Below are 20376 nucleotides of genomic sequence, written 5' to 3'. Positions count from 1 at the left end.
CTTCCTGGCGTGCCGGTCAGGCACCGTCGACGGGCACTGCCTCGCCCGTGCGGGCGTCGACGTAGCCGATCAGGGCCGCGCGGAGGTCCTTCATCTGGAGGACCATGCGGCCGTCGGGGCGGGCCGCCACGAACCGGTTCTCGGCCCGGTCGTCGGCCAGACCGAACCCGGGGGGTGTGGCGTACAGGTCGATGCGGTCGCGGCCGGACGACAGGGTGAGGTCGTTGGCCTCCTCGTAGAGGTCGACGCGGCGGATCGACAGCGGTGCGGCGACCGGGATCAGCCGGTCGTCCACCAGGTCCAGCACTCCGACCCGGGCCAGTCCGTCCAGCAGGACGCACGGGACGGTGAACCCCTGCCAGACCGGGTCGTCCGAGGGCAGGTCGAGGTCGTAGCGGGCCCGCTTGCCGCGGGGGTGGACGGCGGTGCCGCTCGTCGAGACGAACGGTCCGCTCAACCGCACCGGGGAGCCCTCCTGGTGGTACGGGTCGGGGATCGGGGTGTCGTCCGCGGGGTCCCAGGCGTCCCAGCGCGGGGCGTGCGGATACGTGTCCGCCAGGAGCACGCGGGCCGTGAAGTGCGGCCTGTCCCGGACGAGTACGACGCCGCTGGGCGACACGACGTCCTCGCAGACCCGCACCCGGACGACGGTGATCCCGCGCTCGTCCCCGCCTTGGTCCTCGTCCTCGACGATCTCGGCGGTGATGCGCTTCGGCGCCGTGGGGACGTCGCGGTACACGCGCAGAAAGTGCTCGAACGTCAGGTCCTCGAAGGCGACGACGTGCCGCCCCGGCACCAGACGGCGGGCCGCCTGGGCCGCCAGCTCGGTCACGAACGTGCCCGGCAGGGTGGGCTCGCCGCGCACGGTGTGGTGTTCCAGATAGCCGTCGGTCCGCAGGTCGAAGGGGCACTCGAAGACCGCCGAGCGGCCGTTCGAGGAGACTTCGCGGCGCAGGAAGAACCCGGGTGCGGGCGGGTCCGCCGGCCGGTGGGCGAGGTAGCCGGGGTAGAACTTCTCCACCGTGGCCTCCTCCGCGTCGCCCAGATGCACGACGGAGGGGCGTCGGACGGGGGCGTGCAGCTCCTGCACGAAGTGGTGGACGCCCTCGGGCACCGGCATGCTGCTGTAGGAGCCGGCCCGTTCGTAGTACGCCTTCGTCAGCTCGCCGGCGCCCATGCCGACACCCGCCCACAGCGTCCACCCGATGGTGACCTCCGGATGGTCCGAGGTGGCCGTCGCGTAACCGGCGGCCGTGCCGAGGAAGTCGTTGGCCGCGGCGTAGTCCGCCTCGCCGAGCTGCCCGAAGAAGCCCAGCAGCGAGCCGAAGTTGCACCACAGGCGCGGCGGGGCGTCGCGCAGCGCGTACTTCAGGTTCAGGTACGACGCCACCTTCAGGTCCCGGATGGCGGTGAACTCCGCGAAGTCCTTGTCCTTGATGAGTGCCGAGCGCTGCAGCCCGGCGGCGTTGACGAGCAGGTCGATCCGTCCGCTCTCCCGGACGATCTCGCCGAGGGCCTTCTCGACCTCGGCGCCGTCGCGCATGTCGCAGGCGCGGTAGGTGACGCGGCCCGGGCCGCTGTGCTCCGCCATCTCGCGCAGGTTGCGGCGCGACTCGCGGGCGTTGAGCATCCGGTCGAAGTCCTTGGTGATGCTCGCGACGTTGCGGCCCCCGCCCTTGGCGAGTTCGGCGGAGATGAACGCCGCCCGGCCGGCCGCGAACTCCTCGTCGCCGCCCTCGAAGACGGACGGCGGGTAGGCGTCGAGGTCGTTGCTGCCGAGCACGTGGATGCGCGGGCCGAACTCCCTGGCGAGGGACTTGGCGACCTCGGCGGTGATGCCCCGGGTGCCGCCGGCCACGACGATCACGGAGTCCCGGTCCAGTGCGGCGGGCGTCGCCTCGGCCAGGTCGACGGGCTCCTCGCGCAGCCGGACGGTACGACGCACCCCGTCCGTCTCCACGACCACCGGGAAGTCCCGCCCGGCACGGCTCTCCTCCTCCACCGCGCGGACCGCCGCCGCCACGTCCTGGCCGGAGGTGAGGAACGCGAGGCTGCCGCCCTCGGCCAGTTCCAGGCCCGCGCTCTTCAACAGGCCCGTGAACAGGCCCGAGAAGGGATGCGGGGTGCCGTCCGGCACGGCGCCGAGCAGCAGCATCGTCAGGTCCGAACCGGGCCGTGCCAGGTCGTCGTAGGCGTACTGGACGGCGAGGTACGCGGCGTCGTGCAGGGCGAGCAGGGACGGTGTGCCGCCCGAGGCGAGGGCCTCTTCCGGCGGCGTGGACCGGCCGAGGTCGCCGAGCACCCGCAGCCGGGTGATCGGACCGTCGGCCCGGGACAGGGCCTCGCGGACCGTCTCGGGCGTGACCTCCGGCAGGTGGTGCCAGCCGGGGCGCGGGGTGTCGAAGGGCGTGGTGGACAGCACGGTGACGGTGGCGTCCGGACGGGCCGCCCGGGCCACCAGATCGGGAGCGTCGGTGACGACGACCGCCCCGTCGGGCAGGAACGGCACCCGCTCGCGCACCGGGCGGGCAGGAGTCTCCTCCAGCACCGGCACGCACCGCCGGACGCGCAGTGGCTCCCCGGCTTCGGTGCGGGTGGTGGAACGGAAGGGGGCACGCAGGAGGGCGGGCGAGGTGTCGTGCGGGGCTTCGCGCTGGGTGGGCGGGGTGTCGCGCGGGGTCTCGTTCGGGGCGCCCGGGATCGTCAGCCTGAGGCCCGCTCCCGCCGTGCCGGTGTCGCCGGTGCCGGACACCGTCACCCGGCCCGCGGGGCCGTGCAGGGCCCGCAGGACGGCCAGGCCGCCGGAGGCTCCCAGGTAGCGGGCGTTCTCCGGGGCGTCGGCGCCGCACCGGACGGGATCCCGCAGGGGCGTCCCGTCCGCAGCCCCGTCCGCGCCCGCGCCCGCGTTCTCGTTCACCGTGTCGTCCGCGTTCTCGTCCACTGTCTCGTCCAGGTAGGCGAGGACGGGCAGACCGGCACTCCGGGCCCGTTCCTCGGTGGTCAGAGCGAACAGGACCGCGCCCTCGGCGAGTTCCGTCCCCGGGTCGGGCAGCAGGTCGCCGATGAGGGAGCGGTACTCGGGGAGGCTGTTGCCGTTGATGCCGCCGGCCAGGGCGAAGTCCAGCTCCCCGGTGCGCAGGTAGCGACCGGCCAGGGTGAGGGAGGACAGGGCGGAGGCGAAGCCCGAGTCCACGGTCATGTTGGAGCCGTTGAGGTCGAAGTAGTTCGCCACCCGGGCCGAGATGATGTTGGGCATCTGGCCGGGGAAGGAGTCCTCGTTGGACTCCGGGATCATCGAACGCACCTGCTCCCGCAGGCGGTCCAGCACCTCGGGCACCTCTGCCGATCCGGCCAGGGGCGACGCGGCGAGCGCCTCCCCGACGTCGTCCAGGTAGCAGCGGTTCGCGTACTGCATCGCCGCCCTGGTCGGTCCCATGTGCCCCACGAAGACCCCGGTCTTGGGCGCCTGTTCGCTCCAGAAGTCCGGCATCCGGTCGCGCAGTTCGTGCGCGCACTCCAGGACCATCAGCTGGCACCGGTCCAGCGCGCGGATCGTCTTCGGAGGCAGCCGGACCCGGTTGAACGGCGGTACCGGGTAGTCCGCCCCGAAGCTGTCGAGCGGCCCGTCACCGCCCTCCAGCCAGCGCGTCACGTCCGCCGGCCCGTCCAGGCCCGGGAGATGCGCCGACCAGCCGACGAGGACCACCCGGCTGTCGGCCGCCGGTGCCTTGGTCGTGGGGGTGTGGGCCGTCTCCGCCTCGGCGGCGGGGCGGTTCTCGGAGACGATGAGGTGGGCGTTGGTGCCGCCGAAGCCGAACCCGGACACGGCCGCCAGCCGGGGCCGGTCCCCGTCGGCCGTCCAGGGCCGGGACTCCCGGGTGACCTCCAGACCCGTCTCGTCCAGCCGGAAGTCGACGCGGGGGGTGTCCAGGCGGTACTGCCCCGGGATGGTGTCCTGCTCCAGGCCCTTCAGGCTCTCGATGAGCGAGACGACGCCCGCGGCCCAGCCGGTGTGACCCAGCAGCGACTTGTTGGAGGTGACGGCCGTCGGGGCGGACGTACCGAAGTGCTCCCGCAGCGTGGTGAACTCCTCCAGGTCACCGGCGGGCGTACCGGTCGCGTGCGCGTTGATCCACCGCACGTCGGCGCTGTCGACCTCGCCGCCCTCCAGCGCCCGCCGCACCGCGAGGGACTGCCCCCGGGCGTTCGGGGCGTAGATCGCCTTGCCCTTGCCGTCGGAGGACGAGCCGAAGGCCCGCAGCACCCCGAGCACCTGGTCGCCGTCCTGCCGGGCCTTGCTGAGCCGCTTGAGGACGACCAGGGCGGCGCCGTCGGCGAAGATCACGCCGTCGGCGCTCTCGTCGAGGGCGTGCACGGTGCCCCGCTTGGACAGGCCCTGGAGCTTGGAGAACAGCACCGTGCCGCGCGGCGCCAGCGCGAACGCCCCGCCGCACACGGCGATGTCCTGCTTGCCCATGAGCAGGCCCTTGGCCGCGATGTCGATCGCGTACAGCGACGAGGAGCAGGCGGTGTCGACCATGTGGAGTTCGGTGGACGGGGGCAGGACGCCGTCCATGGCCACCTCGCCGACCCGGTGGGGCAGGAAACGCGAGGGGGAGCCGGCGCCGCGCCAGTACCGCTCGGAGAGGGTCCGGTCGATGCCGTCGCGGAGCGTGTCCCGCCGGTCCTCGGGGAGGCCGAGGTCGTCGACGATGCCGTGGGTCAGCCGGGTCGCGCTCTGCAGGACGCCCGCCTCTTCGAGGTGCTGGCTGCCGTCCGGGGTGTAGCCGATCACGAAGGAGCAGCGGTCGGTGTCCTGGCGGCGGACGCCGTCCAGTGCCTGCACCAGACTGTGGCGCAGCCACCGGGTGGTGAGTTCCTGCTCGTCGGGGCCGCCCGGCATGCCGTCCAGGGCGCCGTCGGTGGCCTCGAAGTCCGTGATGAACACGCACTGTTCGGCGTACGCCTTGTCCTCGGCGGCCAGGTCGGCCGAGTGGAAGCTGTCGTGCTGCCACCGGTCCGGGGGGACCTTCACGAAGAGCTCGTCCCCGGTCGTCCGCAGCTTCCAGAACTCGTCGGGGCTGTTCGCCCCGGCGACGGCCATGCCCATCCCGACGACGGCGATGGCGTCGTCACCGAACTCGGCGGCCTCCTCACCGGGCGACCCGGCGGCGACGGGGGCGGGCTCAGGCCGGGACCCGGACCCGGACCCGGGCCGGCACTCGGACTCCGATCCGGATCGGGACCCGGACTCCGCCCCGGATCGGGACCCGGACCCGGACCCGGGCCGGGACTCGGACTCCGACCCGGATCGGGACCCGGACCCGGACCCGGGCCGGGACTCGGGCCCGGGCTGCCGATCGGACTCGGGCTGTGCCCGGTGGTCGGGCGCCGGCTGCTGAGAGACCCCGGCGCTCCTGGCCGCCGCCTCCCCCGGAGGGGACAGCAGGGCCGCGCCCAGGGTGAGGCCGCCGTCGGCCAGGACGACCTGGCCGGTGATCCACCGGGCGTCGTCGGAGGCGAGGAAGGAGACGAGCGCGGCGAACTCCTCCGGCCGGCCGAGCCGCCCCCAGGGAGTGGCCCGTTCGATGACGTCCTGCATCGGTCCGGCGTCGGGGAACTTGTCCGCCACCTCGCTGCTCAGCATCGCGGCGGACGCGATGTTGACCCGGATGCCCAGCGGCGCGAGCTCCACCGCGAGATACCGTGCGGCGGCCTCGGCCGCGGCCTTCGCGGGCGCGCACGCCGAGTAGTTGGCCATCACCATCTGGGAGCCGCCGAGGGCGGAGACGGTGACGATGGCGCCGCCGCCGTTGCGCGCCATCAGCGGCGCGGCGGCCCGGGAGCAGCGCAGTCCGCCCTTGTAGTTGGTCTCGATCGCCTTGTCCAGGTGCGATTCGGTGACCTCGTCGGGCGGCAGCAGAGCGCCGTTCGCCGCGTTGTTGACGAGGATGTCGAGCCGTCCGTGCAGCTCGTCGATCTCCTGGAACATCCGGTCGACCTGCTCCTGCCGGGCCACCGAGGCCCGCACGAGGTCGACCCGGGCGCCCTCCGCGACGAGTTCGTCGCGGGTCTGCTTGGCCTGGTCGTGGGAGTGGAAGTAGTTGAGGACGATGTCGGCCCCGCGCGCGGCGAGATCCCGCGCGATGGCCTTTCCTATCCCCCTCGACCCGCCGGTTACCAGCGCCACCTTGCCGGTGAGGTCGTTCATGGAATGCGTGTCCTTCTCGAAGAAGCGGACGGGCGGTGTGCGGCCCCGGGTCAGCCGACCGGCTGGGGCTCCGGAAGCCGGGCCAGCTCCGCGATCACGAAGTCGGCGATGGCGTCGAGCGTGTTGTAGGGGTCCAGGCGGAAGTCGGCCTCGCGCGGCGGCAGGCCGTAGCGCTGGGACACCCGGGACAGCAGCTCCACCTGCTTGACCGAGTCGACGCCCAGTTCCGCCTCCAGCTGTACTCCGGCCTCGAAGACCTCCTCCGGGTACTCCAGCGCCTGGGCGTAGAGCGTCCGCAGCTCGGTGAAGACCTCGTCCCGGTCGAGGGCGGCGTTCGCGGGCGCGTCGACGCCTGCCGGGGCCTCCCGCGGGGCGGGCTCCGGCGCGGCTGCCCGCTCCGGCGTCCGCTCCTGCGCGGCTGCCCGGTCCGGCTTACGCTCCTGCCTCCCGGAGGCCGCGAACGCGTCGAGGTCCGTCCGGATCCGCTCCCGCACTTCGGGGCCGTGTGCCTCCCAGTACGCCTCGAAGAGGTCGGAGGGGACGGACGGCGCCAGGAGTTCGGCGAGTCCGGGCCGGTCCGGGCCGGCGTCGGCGAGGCCCGCCTCGCGCAGTTCCCGCAGCGTGGCGTCCAGGGCCAGCCGGCCGCCGTCGTCCAGCGCGAGGGTGGGCAGGGAGCGGACGTCCGAGCCGCGCGTCAGCCGGGTCACCAGCTTGGACAGCGCGGGGCGTCCGCCCGCCTCGACGAACGTGGAGACGCCGTCCCCGTGCAGCCGACGCACCGCCGCCGCGAACCGGACCGGCTGGACGAAATGGTCCGCGAGGCGGCCGGCGAGCGGCTCGTCGGGCTCGTAGTAGCGCTGCAGGATCGGCGAGTACACGCGCCGGCGCAGCGGGTGCTGCTCCAGGGTGCGGACGTACGCCTCGAACTCGGGGGCCGCGGGGGCGAGGGCCGGGGTGTGGAAGGGGAAGGGCGCGTCGATCTCGATCGCGCCGATGCCGAGCTGCGCGGCGACGGCCGTCACCTGGTCCAGTACGGCGTCGGGCCCGCTGACCACGGTCTGTTCGTCGTGGTTCTCGGTGGCGACCGCCAGCATCGGCTCGTCGATGAGCCCCAGCAGCATCCGCACCCGGTCGGCGCCGGCCGACAGGGCCACCATGCGTCCGTCGGCCCCGTCGTGGCGTTCGATGACCGCGACCCGCTGCGCGACGATCCGCACGCCGTCCTCCGGGGAGAAGGCCCCGGCGGCGACGAGGGCGGTGATCTCGCCGAGGCTGTGTCCGGCGAGCACGTCCGGGCGGACGCCGTGGTCGGTGAGGATCTCGTGGGCGGCCAGGCCGGCGCCGTAGATGGCCACCTGGGACATCCAGGAGTCCTTGGCGAGCAGGTCGCGCAGGTCCGCCTGTTCCGGGCCGAACACCGCCTCGCTGATCCGCTGCGAGAACAGCGCCTCGGTGGTGGCGTCGAGCCGTTCGAAGACGCGCTGGACCTGCGGGTGGGTGTCCTTGGCCCGCCGCAGGGCGACGCCGTCGAAGCCGCCCTGGCCGGGCAGGACGAACGCGGTGTGCGGGGCGGTGGAAGTGTTTTCGGGCATGCTGATCTTTCCCTTGTCGCGAGTGGGTCGAGGGTGGGTGCGCGGTCGGTGGACCGCTAGGGAGCCGTGTGCGCGGCCGGTCGCCGGGGACTGTCCAGCAGGTACTGGCCCATGGAGCCCAGGTTCGCGGCGATCAGCCGGTCACCGGTGCGGCGGGCCGGGGGGATGTGCCGTGGTGCTCCGCGCACCAGCCAGCGCACCATGCGCAGTTTCCAGCTCGTGTCGGGGCCGGACTCCACGTGGTCCAGCAGGGCGTGCATGTTGGCGGCGGAGTAGAACCGCGCGGGGTCCACGATCGTGGCGAAGACGCCGACCATGTCCCGGCCGTGTGTGGCGCTGCGGCTCATCGCCTCGATGAATTCGACCTCCTCGGGGCTGTGGTCGGCGATGGCGGCGTGGTCGCAGGTGTACTCGTAGTGGCCCCGGACCAGGTCGTCCCGTTGCCGTCCGTACCGGGCGAGCGCCTGAGGCAGACCGGCGCCGCCGGACGTCGACCACGCGGTGTCGACGGCTTCCGCCAGCAGTTCGGCGCTGCGCAGGCTGTCGCTGATGCCGGCGGCCGTGATGGGGTCGCGGGTGTAGCCGGCGTCGCCGACCAGCGCCCAGCCGGGGCCGTGGGAGCGGCGCAGGAAGTTCGGCACGGAGCCGGTCATCCAGCGGCCGGTGCGCTCGGTGTCGCGCAGGGCCGCGGCCCACTCGGGGTCGACGGCCTCGAAGGCGTCGACGACCGTCCGGTCGCGTTCCTCCTCACTGCCGGCCTTGAAGTCGCGGGTGGGCAGGGCGACTCCCACGATGGTCAGGCCGTCGTGGGTGGGCCAGGTGAAGGTGTGCTTCCGGGCGTGCCGGTGGGTGCGGACCCGGCCGTCGTGCGGCAGGCCCTCCCAGTAGGCCCAGTGGCTCTTGTTGAGGACGGGCCGGGTGCCGTACTTCTCGGCGCCCGTCAGGCGGGCGACGGTGGAGTTGGAGCCGTCGCCGCCCACCACGAGCCGGGCGTGCTCGGTGACGGGCGTGCCGTCGTCGGTGCGTCCGCGGATGCCGGTCACCGTGCCGGCCTCGTCCGTGCACAGGCCCTGGACGGAGAAGCCCTCGCGGAACTCGGCGCCGGACTCGATGGCGGCGTCCAGCAGGATCCGGTCCAGGGCGGCCCGCTCCGGGGAGTACGCCTCGTCGACGCCGTCGACCGCGGGCAGCGGGGCCATCAGCCGGGCCCGGCCGCTCTGCAGACCGTACTCGCGGATCGGCGGGCAGCCCGTGGCCCGCAGGCGCTCCAGCAGGCCCCAGCGTTTGAGGCGGAGGATGCCGGGCGGGTGCACCAGGTTGGTCGCGGCGGCCTTCCCGCCGGGGAAGACGGCGCGGTCGAGGAGCAGGACCTTGTGTCCGGCCTTCGACAGGAGCATGGCGGTGGCGGCACCGCTGATCCGCGCTCCCACCACGATGACGTCATACATGTCAGGTCCCCCAGGTACCGATTCGTCCGTGCGTCTTCGTCGTCCCGTCGTCCCGCGTCGCCGCTAGCTCCTGCTCCTCTGCAGCTCGGGCGCCTCGCTCGCGTCGTGCTCGCGGCCGGCGGGCGCCGGGGCCGCCTCGGCCGGCCGCGGCTCCTTGGAGCGGCGCGGCGCGGTGAGCATGGCCAGCACGCCGAGCGCCGCGAACCCCGCACCGGCCCAGGCGGCGGGGACCAGCCCGTCGACGAACTGCTGCGGGGTGACGTAGCCGCCGTACGAGGTGAAGATCGAGGTGAGCACCGCGACGCCGAGGACGCCGCCGAGCTCGCGGAAGGTGTTGTTGGCGCCGGAGGCGATGCCCTGTTCGCGCGGCTCGACGACGTTCATCGCCATCTCGGCGGTGGGCGCGAAGAACAGTCCGAGTCCGATGCCGCCGAGCACCAGACCGGGCACCTGGTCCGCGTACGCGGTGTGGACCTCCGTGACCGAGGCGAGCCAGCCCAGCGCGACGGCCTCGGCCAGCAGCCCCAGCGCCACCACGAGCCGGTTGCCGATCCAGGCGGTGAGGAAGGACGCCAGGGGCGCGACCAGCACGGGCATCGCCGTCCACGCGAGCATCCGCACGCCCGCTTCCAGGGGCGAGAAGCCCTGGATGTTCTGCATGAACTGGGTGAGCAGGAAGACCAGTCCGAACATGGCCGCGAACATCAGCATGCTGGTGACGTTGACCGCGCTGAACGCCCGGTTGGCGAACAGCCGCATCGGCAGCATCGGGGCCGGGGCGCGCAGTTCCCACAGGACGAACGCGACGAGCAGCACGATCCCGGCGAGGAGGGAGCCGAGCACCTTGCCGCTGGTCCAGCCGTCGTCGGTGGTGCTCACCAGGGCGAAGACCACGCCGAGCATGCCGAGGCTCACCAGGACGGTGCCGGGCAGGTCGAGGCGTGCGCCGGACTGCTTGCTCTCGGCGAGCTGCCACAGGCCGAGCAGCAGGACGGCGACTCCGATCGGCACGTTGACCCAGAAGATCCACTCCCAGGAGATCTTCTCCACGACGGCCCCGCCGACCAGCGGGCCCAGCGCCACGGCCAGTCCGCTGAGCGCGCCCCACACACCGAGGGCGATCCCGCGTCGCCGCTCCGACACCGCCTCGGTCAGCAGGGTCAGGGTCAGCGGCATGACGATGGCCGCGCCGAAGCCCTGCACGGCCCGGGCGGCGATCAGTTCCCCGGGCGAGCCTGCCAGCGCGCACCCCGCCGAGGCGGCCGTGAACACGGTGAGCCCGATGAGGAACATGCGTCGGCGTCCGAAGCGGTCCCCCGCGGCCGAGCCGCCCATCAGGAACACGGCGAAGGCCAGGGTGTAGGCGTTCACCGTCCATTCCAGTTCCTGCAGATCGGTGTCCAGGGACTTCTGGATGGCGGGCAGTGCGGTGATCACGACGAGGTTGTCCAACGCGGCCATGAACACCGCGAGGGCACTCACCACCAGCGTCGACAGGGCGTTTCCACGGGAAGGGGACCAACCGAACACGAGAGTTCCTTCGTTGGGCGTGCGGTGGGCAGGGGGGCGCGCGGTGGCCCGGGCTAGGCGGGGGCGGACAGGGTGTCCAGCGCCTCGCGCCAGAGGCCGGCCAGTCGCTCCGCTTCGGGGAGCGCGCGGTCGTAGAGGAAGCCGATGCGGACCCGCTGCCCGTAGGAGAGCAGGGTCACGGACAGGGCGTTGCCCGGCAGCAGGACGCCGAGCGGGGTCGCGTCGATGACGGGGGCGCCGTTGAAGGACAGCGCCGTGGGCAGGCTGAAGTTGGAGGCGTACAGCGGTGAGGCGCGGGGGCTGAGCAGCCGCCGGACCGTCCACCGGGTCAGTGGCGCGGGCAGGATGCCGACGAGGGCCCGGCTGGCCGGTCGCAGGCCGTGGGCGCGCATCCGCCGGGTGCGCCCGGCGAGTTGGCCGAACGCCACGTCGGGCGGGGTGCCCCGGGCGGGCAGGGCGACGACCGCGGTGGTGAGGTGGTTGCCGAGGAGGGCGTCCTCGCCCGGCCGGCGCGTGCTCAGCGGCATGCGCACCGGGACCGGTGCCGTGCGGAACCGCGACCGTACGTCCTCGTCACCGCCGGCGGCCCAGGCGTCGAGTGCCTTCCACAACGTCATGAGGAACGCGTCGTTGAGGGTGGCGCCGAACCGGCGGCTCAGTCGCCGCAGTTCGTTCCAGGTCGCGTCGGCGGCGGTGACCCCGAGGCGCTCGGGGCGGGGCCGGGGCGCCCTCGGCCACGGCTGGGCGGGCAGCAGGGCGCGGACGAGACCCGTGCCCACGCTGACCGTGCCCCGGGCGAGCTCGCGGGCGGAGCCGCTGATGAGGGGCCGCGGACCCGCGCTGTCGCGTCGGCCGCCCTCCAGGCAGGGGTCGCCGAACAGCGCGGAGACCACGTGCGAGGCGCCCATGCCGTCCTCGGCGCTGTGGTGGACCCGGTAGCAGACGGCGAACTCCCCTTCTGCGTATCCGTGGACGAGGTGCATCGACCACAGGGGCGCGTTCTCCGGCAGCGGCTCACGGGCCAGGGCGGTGAGGACGGTGTCGAGCGGTGTCCCCGTCGGGAACTCCTTCTCCCGCAGGTGCGCCGCCGGGTCGAAGCCCGGGACCGGTACCCGCCGGGGCCGCCGCCCCCGGACCGGTGTCATGCGGTGCGTCAGTCCCGGGAGCGCGGGCAGCCGCTCCGTGAGGTGGTCGCGTACGTCGGACAGCGGCGGCGTCCCGCCCTGGAACCGCAGGAACTGGCCGTGTGCCAGGCCGACTTGGTCTCCCGTGGAGCCCATGGAGAGGAAGACCTCGTCGATCGGGTTGAGTCGGTGGTTCATGCGCTCGGCTCCCCTGCCGGTCGCGGCGGTCGTCGTTGCCGTCAGGCCCGTCACGTGGGCGGGTTGCCGTGCTTGCGGGACGGCAGGTCGGCGTGTTTGGACCGCAGCGCGCGCAGTGCCTCGATCAGCGTGGCGCGGGTCTCCGCCGGGTCGATGACGTCGTCGACGAGGCCCCGCTCCGCGGCGTGGTAGGGATGCATCAGCTCGGCCCGGTACTCCTTGACCAGCCGCTCGCGGGTCGCCTCGGGGTCGTCGGAGGCGGCGATCTCCCGCCGGAAGACGACACCCGCGGCGCCCTCCGCGCCCATCACCGCGATCTCGTTGGTGGGCCAGGCGTAGGTGGCGTCGGCGCCGATGGACTGGGAGTCCATGACGATGTAGGCGCCGCCGTAGGCCTTGCGCAGCACCACCGAGACCCTGGGGACCGTGGCGTTGCAGTACGCGTACAGCAGCTTGGCGCCGTGCCGGATGATGCCGCCGTGCTCCTGGTCGACCCCCGGGAGGAAACCGGGCACGTCGACCAGGGTCACCAGGGGGATGCTGAAGGCGTCACAGACGGAGATGAAGCGGGCGGCCTTCTCGGACGCGTGGATGTCCAGCACGCCGGCGAAGCTGGTCGGCTGGCTGGCGACGACGCCGACGGTCTGCCCGTCCAGCCGGGCCAGTCCGCACAGCACGCTGGTGCCCCAGCCCTCGTGCGTCTCCAGCCAGTCCCCCTCGTCGACGAGCTCCTCGATGACCGCGCGCATGTCGTAGGGGCGGTTGCCGTCGGCAGGCACCAGGTCGGCGAGCGAGTCGTTGGTGCGCCCGGCCGGGTCGGCGCAGTCGTAGGAGGGCGGCAGTTCGCGGTTGTTGGGCGGCAGCAGGGAGAGCAGGTGGCGGACTTCCTCGAGGCACTCGGCCTCGTCGTCGTGGACGAAACCGGCGACTCCGGAGACGGCTCCGTGGACGTCGGCGCCGCCCAGCCCCTCGTGCGATATTTCCTCACCGGTCACCGACTGCACGACGTCGGGGCCCGTGATGAACATCTGGGACGTGCCGCGCACCATGAAGACGAAGTCGTTGAGAGCCGGAGAATAGGCGGCTCCGCCCGCGCACGGGCCGAGCATCACGGCGATCTGCGGGATCACACCGGACGCTTTGGTGTTGCGCTGGAATATGCCTCCGTATCCGGCGAGCGCCGAGACGCCTTCCTGGATACGGGCCCCCGCGCCGTCGTTGAGGGAGACCAGCGGGGCTCCGGCCGAAAGGGCCATGTCCATGACTTTGTGGATCTTGGCCGCGTGCGCCTCGCCCAGTGATCCGCCGAAGATCCGGAAGTCATGGGCGTAGGCGAAGACGGTCCGGCCGTGCACGGTCCCCCAGCCGGTGACGACGCCGTCGGTGTGGGGCCTGCGGTGCTCCAGTCCGAAGCCGGTGGCCCGGTGCCGGCGCAGCCGCCCCACCTCGTGGAAGGAGTCCGCGTCGAAGAGCAGGTCCAGGCGTTCCCGCGCGGTCAGTTTGCCGCGCGCGTGCTGCTGTTCGGTGGCCCGGTCACCGGGTCCGTGCTCCGCGTCGCGCCGGGTGGCGTGCAGGAGGGCGATGCTGTCGTGCATGCCGGACGCGGGGGCGGCCGGGTCGGTGGTGGGGGGCGGTAAGTCTGATGCCGGAGCGGGGCTCTCGACCGGAGCGTCGGATCGGACCGTCATATCTGAGTCTTTCTCCGTCTCTTGGAGGCGGCTCTCCTGGAACCTCTCCGGGAAGCTCCCGGAAGCTTTCTCCCGGGCTTTCTCCTTTCCCTCTCGATTATTCGGGGGCCGCTCCACCCCATGTCAAGCGAATGCGGGACTCTCCCGCAGGGCGGGATATGCGGGAATCCCGCCTCGCGAGAAGCGGGAGATTCAGTGAATACAACCTCCCGTCGCGGACACCTCTACGTAACCGGACACCCAGAATTCACAGGGAAGGCCCCGGATAAATGCTGCTGCCGCATGCATGAAAGACCCCCGGCCGGGAACGGCCGGGGGTCTTGGGGGTTTCGCACGCTCCCTTGCGGGTCGGGCCGCTCAGTACGAGCCCGGGGCCTCCTCGGACCACGGCCCGTGGTCGTCGGCCGGTGTGAAGCACTCCGCGGCCCGCCGCACCGCCCGGACCGCGGACACCGAGCAGGCCGAGATGTCGTGACCGGGCTTCAGCACGGCCACGGAGCCCATGATCAGGCCGTCCCACCGGACGGGCGCCGCGCAGCCGACCCAGCCCTCCGCCCACTCCTCGACGTCGAGCGCGATGCCGTCCTTCCGGACCGATTCGAGCGAGGCGAGCAGGCGCGCGTCGTCGCGGAACGCTCCCGGCCCCGCTCCGTCGGGAACGGACTCGGCCAGCACACCGTCCTGGATCACCTTCGGAAGGAACGCGAGGATGGCCCGCCCCGCCGCGCCCGTCCGCAGTGACCGGCAGACCTCCATCAGCGCCCGGTGCGGGATGCCGACCTCGGACAGGTCCGACGAGCCGACGGCCATGTCCAGGCACTGCTTCCCGGCACCGCCGAAGGGCGCCAGGGCGAAGAGGAACGCCAGTCCTCCGTCGGTCGCCGTGTGCAGATCCTCCAGAACGGCGTGTGTGACACGCGAGTTGGGCGCGTGGGCGAGGGATTTCAGCCCGAGCCGCGCGGCCCCCGCCCCCAGCCGGTACAGACCGTGCCCCTCCCGGGCGAAGATTCCGTCGTACACACCGGACTGGAGGATCCGGTGCACCGTCGAGTCGTCCAGACCCGTCGCCTCGGCCAGCTCGCCGGGCCCGTGCATCTGCCCTTCGACCTCGGTGAAGGCCCGCAGGACCCGGAAGACCCGGTCGGCGTGCGCACTGCCGCCGAGAGTGCCGCGCTTGCTCATACCCTTGCTCCCCGTTCAGGTCGGCGCCGCCCACCCCCGGTGTGACGGCCTGTCCCATGCACACCACGGTAGTTGCCCGGTATGACGGTCACGGGGCGGACGGAGGAGCAGGACGACGCCCCCGTGCGCCGTCGCACAGGGGCGACGGCGCACGGGGGCGTCTCGGCGAGCGGTGTGAGGAGGCGTCAGCCGCTCGTCACGTCCGTCACCTTCCAGCGCTGATTGGAACCGGAGTTGGGCTGCCACAAGCCCACGGAGGCACCGTCACTGGTGGACTGGCCCGAGACGTCCGGGAGTTGGCCGGTGGCGGCGTTGACCAGGGTCCAGGTGCCGTCGCCGGTCGTGGACATGATCCACTCGGCGGCCCGGTCGCGGTGGCCCTCGTCCGGCTCGGCGACCAGGGCGCCGTCACGGACGGCCAGGCGCTTGTCGGAAGCCGTCTCCGTCAGGACGTACCGCTTGCGGTTGTCCGAGCCGCGGACCTGCTCGACCCGCCACTGCTGACCGCTCGGGTCGGTCGCGTTCGCGCCCTTGATGACCAGCCCCGTGCCGTTGCCGGCGATCGTGAGGTCCTTGCCGCTCTGGACACCGGTGAGGCGGTAGGTGTGGCCCTTGCGCAGCTCGGCGGCGTCCTTCGCGACCCCGGAGACGCCCTTGACGAGGAAGGACGTCACGGACTGGGCTGGCACCGTGAGGGTGGCCTGCTTGCCGCTGACGCGCACGGCCTTCCGCTTCTCCAGCTTGCCGTCGGCGCTGGTCACCACCGGGGTGACCGTGGCACGGGAGGAGACCCGGCCGAACTTGGAGAGGTCGAGGGTGACGTCACGCGCCTCGGTCGTGCTGTTGACGTGGACGACGGTCGCCGCGTCGCCCTTGCGGGAGACCGCCGCGGTGCTGGACGTGTCGTCGGTCTTGATCAGCCGGTCGCCGGGCTTGATGTAGTGCGTGAAGTTGCGGGCCGTGTCGAACTTGGTGTTGGTGTAGATCGGGCAGGACTTCAGGGTGTCCTTCGAGGTGCAGCTGAAGGGGAGCTGGATCTCGCCCCAGTTGCCGCCCTTGGCGGACTCGCCGCCCGGCTTCATGTTGTCGTAGTCCTCGACGGGCTGCCAGAACACCCAGGCCTTGGGCTCCAGTTCACGCAGGTCGTCCACCATGCGCTGGGCCAGGCCCAGGCCGGGGCGCATGTCCGTGAAGCTCTGGCCGTCGCCCCAGTCGCCCTCGACCTCGCTCATCCACAGCGGCTTGTCGGCTGCCTTGGCCAGGTCGCGGACGGTGGTGCGCTGGCCGGTGCCGTAGGTGTGGACGTTCATCTGGGCGACGAGGTCGCGGACCTCCTGGGGGTAGGAGTTCCAGTTCGTCGCGAACGTGCCCGGGTTGGTCTCGTCCATCGCGGATATCTCCGCGTCGGACCGGGACTTCTTCAGGACCGGCGCCAGGGCGCGGATCACCTTCTGCTGGAGCTCGGGGCCGATGTGGGCGCCCTCCTGGCGGCCGCCGACCGGCTCGCCGTCGGGGCCGAGCTTGGTGCCCCAGTAGTTGGTGTTCGGCTCGTTGAAGGGGTCGAGGGTGTCGACCTTGATGCCGTGCGCCCTCTCCAGCCGCTCGGTCGCCCCCACCAGGTACTCGGCGAAGTCGTCGACCGACTCGGGCTTCAGCTGGTCCTTGCCGGCGTCGAAGTTGCCGGAGACGTAACCGCTCTCGGTCATGAACCAGGGCGGGGAGTTGCTGAAGGTCTCCCAGTGGGTGATGTCCTTCTTGATGCGGTCGACCCACCAGCGCTGCGTCTTGTCCGCGTTCTTGTTCCAGTCGGCCGGGTCGTCCGCGTCCCACCAGTCGACGTCCTCGCGGGTGGTGCCCGCCGGGGCCTTCCACCAGCCCTCGACCGCGCCGCCGGCCCGCAGGTAGTCCTTGACGTCGGGGGCGTTGCCGCCGCCGATGTTGTAGCGGGCGATGTTCAGGGCGAGGCCCTCGTCGCCGAAGAGCAGCTTGTAGAGCTTCTCGCGGACCGCGGGCGGGTAGTCGCCGGTGGCGTTGGCGAACCAGACCAGGCTGGTGCCCCAGCCCTCGAACCTCTCGCCCGAGTAGGACGGGTCGGGCCGGACGGTGACGCCGGCGACCGCGGCCTGGGCCGGCTCGGCGTGCGCGGCGGGCAGGGTCGTCGTGGCCAGGAGGGTTCCGGTCGCCACGGCGGTGACGCCGATGGCCCCGAGGAGCCTTCTCTTGCGGGTGCGGTGTGCCATCTCGAGTACTCCAGCTCTTCTGCGTGCCACGTCCCGGCGGGCGCAGAGATCGGGGCCTACGTGGTGCGACCGGTGCGGGTTCGGCGCCTTCTCGTACGGTTTCGACTAGGCAATGTTTACGTAAACATCCACTGGCGGGATGTCTACACTGTCCGAATCTCAGGGGTCAAGGACTCGTTCCGGACCGAAATCCGCGCCCGGTGCGCTGCGAGGGAACCGAGGGGCAGGTGGGCACGGTGAACGGCGAGAGCCAGCCGGGCGGCACGAGCCGCACGAGAAGGCGTGCGGCCCGCCCCCGCCAGGGCGCCTCCATGGCCGACGTCGCCCAGCTCGCCGGGGTCTCCTCCCAGACCGTCTCCCGCGTCTCGAACGGCTTCCCGGGGGTCACCGAGGACACCCGCGCGCAGGTCCTGGCCGCCATGCGGGAGCTCGGCTACCGGCCCAACAGCGCGGCCCGGGCGCTGCGCCGGGGCGAGTTCCGCACGCTCGGCGTGATCACCTTCTCGCTCTCCACCATGGGCAACATCCGCACCCTGGAGGCCATCGCCACCTCCGCCGCCGAGCACGGCTACGCCGTGACCCTGCTGCCCGTGGCCGTCCCCACCCAGGACGAGGTGAACGGCGCCTTCTCCCGGCTGGGCGAACTCGCCGTGGACGCCGTCATCGTCATCATGGAGATCCACCTGCTCGACGCGGCGACGGTCTCCCTGCCGCCCGGTGTGCAGGTCGTGGTGGCCGATTCCGACGCCGGCGACCGCTACACCGTCGTCGACACCGACCAGGCGGGCGGCGCCCGTGACGCCGTACGGCACCTGCTGGACCTCGGCCACGACACGGTGTGGCACCTGGCCGGCCCGGAGGGCTCCTTCGCCGCCCAGCGCCGCGCCAACGCCTGGCGCGACACCCTGAGAGCCGCGGGCCGGGTGACGCCGCCCCTGGTGCGCGGCGACTGGTCGGCCGAATCCGGCTACCGGGCGGGCCTCATCCTGGCCGACGAGACGGACTGCACGGCGGTGTTCACGGCCAACGACCAGATGGCCCTCGGCCTGCTCCGCGCCCTGCACGAACGCGGCCGCCGCGTCCCCGACGACGTCAGCGTCATCGGCTTCGACGACATCCCCGAGTCCGCGTCCTTCCTGCCGCCCCTGACCACGATCCACCAGGACTTCGCCGAGGTCGGGCGGCTGTGTGTGGAGGGGGTGCTCAGCAAGATGCGCCAGGACGGGGCGGAGCACGGGACGACGCTGGTGCCCACGCGGCTGGTGCGGCGGGCGAGTACGGCTCGGCGGGCGGTGTGAAGGGCCCGGCGGGGCGGGGAGACGATCCTGACGACCAGGGCACATCCGCACGGGAGACCGTGCTCGGTTTCGTCCGCGCGCTCGGTGCCGCCGACGTCGCGCTCAGGCGTGCCGTGCCGTCAGTGGAGCGGCCGGCGGACCTGCTCGCACTGGCTCGGTCGGGTGAGATCAGCCGCCAGGGCGAGGCGGGTGGGTACGCCTACGCGGTCCACGGCGCGGGATGCCGGCTGACGAGCCCGGACGGAGCCGACATCGACGTGGACTTCACCGCCGACGGGACGGAGATCTTCGACCTCTGGCGCCTGGGCCGGTACGCCCGGAGCCTGCCTGCGTCCGCCGTCCCCCCGGCGGACGCCCTGCGGACGGCGGTCGAGGGGCTGCCCGACCTGCTGACGGAGGTGAGGCCGGGCTGGTTCACCGTGTCCCGGCCTCCGGGCCACCGCTGACGCCGGTCAGGAGGCCGGCAGGAACTCCGGCTGATCCAGTATCCGCAACCAGCTCCCGTCCGCCTGCCTCCGCACCACCTGCGCCCGCGCCCCCGTCCCGTCCTTCGGCGGGGTGGAGGTGAGGGCGATGTCGCCGTGGATCAGGGTCGGCAGGGGGTGTTCCGGCTCGAAGTGGGGGCGGTCGGCCAGGACCCTCTCCCAGAGGGCGCGGATCGCTTCGCGGCCCACCGTGCGGCGGCCGGGCGGGTAGGCCAGGACCGCGTCCTCCTCGTAGAGCGCGGCGACCCCGGCCGCGTCACCGGCGTTGGAGCGCTCGACGAACAGACGGGTGATGTCCTCGGGGCGCATGGCCTTCTCGTACTCCGGCACGGGGTCCTCCTGGCGTCGGGATGTCTCGGTGCGGTGCCTCCAGCGTCGTCGGGCAGCCATCAGAAGTCCAACAGATGGATCTGATCGAAGCTAGAATCGACAGTCATGGAACTGAGGCAGCTGGAGTACTTCGTCGCGGTCGCCGAGGAACGGAACTTCACGCGGGCCGCCGAGCGGGTGCACATCAGCCAGTCCGGAGTCAGCGCCCAGATCCGCCAGTTGGAGCGGGAGCTCGGGGCCGAGCTCTTCGACCGGTCGGCGCGCACCGCGACCCTCACCGCGGCCGGCAGGGCGGCGCTCGACCACGCCCGGGCGGCGCTCGCCGCGGCGGGGGCGGTCGGGCAGGCGGTGGGTGAGGTGACCGGGCTGATCCGGGGCCGGCTGGTGGTGGGCATGGTCATCGGCTGCACCGTCACGCCCCTGTTCGACGCCCTCTCCGCCTTCCACCGGGCCCATCCGGGGGTGGAGGTCTCCCTGCTGGAGGACAACTCCGACCGGCTCGTGGAGTCGGTGCGCCTCGGCACCGTCGATGTGGCCCTCGTCGGCACGGCCGCCGCCCCGGAGGGGCTGGAGACGCTGACGATCATCAGCGAGCGGCTCGTCGTGGTGGTGCCGGAGGGGCACCCGCTGGCGTCGCGGCGGCGGATCGCGCTGCGGGACGTCGCCGCCCATCCGATCGTGTGCATGCCCCCGGGCACCGGTCTGCGGACCGTCTTCGACGGGGCCTGCGCCGCGCAGGACCTCCGGCCCGGGATCGCGCTGCAGGCCAGCGCCGCGGACGCCATCGCGGACCTCGCGGCCCGCGGACTGGGCGTCGCCGTCCTCAGCGAGTCGATGGCCGCGGCACACCGGGACCGGCTCGTCGTCCGCACCATCGACGACCTCGCCACACCGGCGCTGCTCGCGCTGGTCTGGCGGGGCGGGCGGAGTCCTGCGGTGCGGGAGCTTCTGGCGCGCTGCGAGGAGGAGTTCGGCGTGCGCGGGGGCCGAGCCGTGACCGTGGGGCAGTCCGACGGACCGCTGCCGGATTCCGTTGGCGTGACCGGGTGA

At 72.6% G+C, this 20376-nt stretch carries 12 protein-coding genes; 3 read left to right on the top strand and 9 right to left on the bottom strand.

Annotation, left to right across the window (positions count from 1 at the left end):
• Positions 1-16: 16 nt before the first annotated feature.
• The 8 genes from ACZ7EG_RS12305 to ACZ7EG_RS12270 form a co-directional block, all read right to left on the bottom strand.
• On the bottom strand, positions 17-6211 hold the full coding sequence (locus ACZ7EG_RS12305) for an SDR family oxidoreductase (RefSeq protein WP_471076055.1): 6195 nt from the start codon (positions 6209-6211) through the stop codon (positions 17-19).
• Between the two features lie 50 nt (positions 6212-6261).
• Complete coding sequence (locus ACZ7EG_RS12300; protein WP_471076052.1) at positions 6262-7803, bottom strand: acyltransferase domain-containing protein; 1542 nt, start codon at positions 7801-7803, stop codon at positions 6262-6264.
• Between the two features lie 56 nt (positions 7804-7859).
• A complete protein-coding gene (locus tag ACZ7EG_RS12295; RefSeq protein WP_471076049.1) occupies positions 7860-9251 on the bottom strand; it encodes an NAD(P)/FAD-dependent oxidoreductase in 1392 nt (463 codons plus the stop codon).
• Between the two features lie 63 nt (positions 9252-9314).
• A complete protein-coding gene (locus tag ACZ7EG_RS12290; protein WP_471076046.1) occupies positions 9315-10781 on the bottom strand; it encodes an MFS transporter in 1467 nt (488 codons plus the stop codon).
• Positions 10782-10834: 53 nt separating this feature from the next.
• The gene (locus tag ACZ7EG_RS12285) at positions 10835-12103 is read right to left on the bottom strand and encodes a wax ester/triacylglycerol synthase domain-containing protein (RefSeq protein WP_471076043.1); all 1269 of its coding nucleotides are present in this window, start codon (positions 12101-12103) and stop codon (positions 10835-10837) included.
• A gap of 50 nt (positions 12104-12153) precedes the next feature.
• Positions 12154-13698, bottom strand: coding sequence for an acyl-CoA carboxylase subunit beta (locus ACZ7EG_RS12280; protein ID WP_471076040.1), 1545 nt, complete (start codon positions 13696-13698; stop codon positions 12154-12156).
• A gap of 450 nt (positions 13699-14148) precedes the next feature.
• Positions 14149-14973 (bottom strand): IclR family transcriptional regulator, encoded by an 825-nt coding sequence (locus ACZ7EG_RS12275; RefSeq protein ID WP_471076037.1) that lies wholly within the window; start codon positions 14971-14973, stop codon positions 14149-14151.
• 185 nt (positions 14974-15158) lie between these two features.
• Entirely contained in the window at positions 15159-17213 is a 2055-nt protein-coding gene (locus ACZ7EG_RS12270; RefSeq protein WP_471076034.1) for an RICIN domain-containing protein, read from the bottom strand.
• A 311-nt stretch (positions 17214-17524) separates the two neighbouring features.
• Here ACZ7EG_RS12270 and ACZ7EG_RS12265 point away from each other — a divergent pair, with 311 nt between their 5' ends.
• Positions 17525-18511 carry a LacI family DNA-binding transcriptional regulator gene (locus ACZ7EG_RS12265; RefSeq protein ID WP_471077063.1) on the top strand — a complete coding sequence of 329 codons (987 nt, stop codon included), beginning with the start codon at positions 17525-17527 and terminating at the stop codon, positions 18509-18511.
• 59 nt (positions 18512-18570) lie between these two features.
• Positions 18571-18957, top strand: a complete 387-nt coding sequence (locus ACZ7EG_RS12260; protein ID WP_471076031.1) for a DUF6896 domain-containing protein — start codon at positions 18571-18573, stop codon at positions 18955-18957.
• 6 nt (positions 18958-18963) lie between these two features.
• Here the strand turns inward: ACZ7EG_RS12260 and ACZ7EG_RS12255 are convergent, their stop codons facing one another.
• On the bottom strand, positions 18964-19326 hold the full coding sequence (locus tag ACZ7EG_RS12255) for a YybH family protein (protein ID WP_471076028.1): 363 nt from the start codon (positions 19324-19326) through the stop codon (positions 18964-18966).
• 105 nt (positions 19327-19431) lie between these two features.
• Here ACZ7EG_RS12255 and ACZ7EG_RS12250 point away from each other — a divergent pair, with 105 nt between their 5' ends.
• Positions 19432-20376 (top strand): LysR family transcriptional regulator, encoded by a 945-nt coding sequence (locus tag ACZ7EG_RS12250; protein ID WP_467053595.1) that lies wholly within the window; start codon positions 19432-19434, stop codon positions 20374-20376.

It is taken from the genome of Streptomyces sp. NPDC037100, assembly GCF_055606225.1.
This window is presented reverse-complemented; position numbering and strand designations above follow the sequence as displayed.

What these genes read in the sequence shown, in the direction of transcription:
- ACZ7EG_RS12305 (WP_471076055.1), bottom strand. Translation starts at nt 6,211, where the DNA reads ATGAACGACCTCACCGGCAAGGTGGCGCTGGTAACCGGCGGGTCGAGG.
- ACZ7EG_RS12265 (WP_471077063.1), top strand. Translation starts at nt 17,525, where the DNA reads ATGGCCGACGTCGCCCAGCTCGCCGGGGTCTCCTCCCAGACCGTCTCC.
- ACZ7EG_RS12280 (WP_471076040.1), bottom strand. Translation starts at nt 13,698, where the DNA reads ATGCACGACAGCATCGCCCTCCTGCACGCCACCCGGCGCGACGCGGAG.
- ACZ7EG_RS12250 (WP_467053595.1), top strand. Translation starts at nt 19,432, where the DNA reads ATGGAACTGAGGCAGCTGGAGTACTTCGTCGCGGTCGCCGAGGAACGG.
- ACZ7EG_RS12270 (WP_471076034.1), bottom strand. Translation starts at nt 17,213, where the DNA reads ATGGCACACCGCACCCGCAAGAGAAGGCTCCTCGGGGCCATCGGCGTC.
- ACZ7EG_RS12285 (WP_471076043.1), bottom strand. Translation starts at nt 12,103, where the DNA reads ATGAACCACCGACTCAACCCGATCGACGAGGTCTTCCTCTCCATGGGC.
- ACZ7EG_RS12295 (WP_471076049.1), bottom strand. Translation starts at nt 9,251, where the DNA reads ATGTATGACGTCATCGTGGTGGGAGCGCGGATCAGCGGTGCCGCCACC.
- ACZ7EG_RS12300 (WP_471076052.1), bottom strand. Translation starts at nt 7,803, where the DNA reads ATGCCCGAAAACACTTCCACCGCCCCGCACACCGCGTTCGTCCTGCCC.
- ACZ7EG_RS12275 (WP_471076037.1), bottom strand. Translation starts at nt 14,973, where the DNA reads ATGAGCAAGCGCGGCACTCTCGGCGGCAGTGCGCACGCCGACCGGGTC.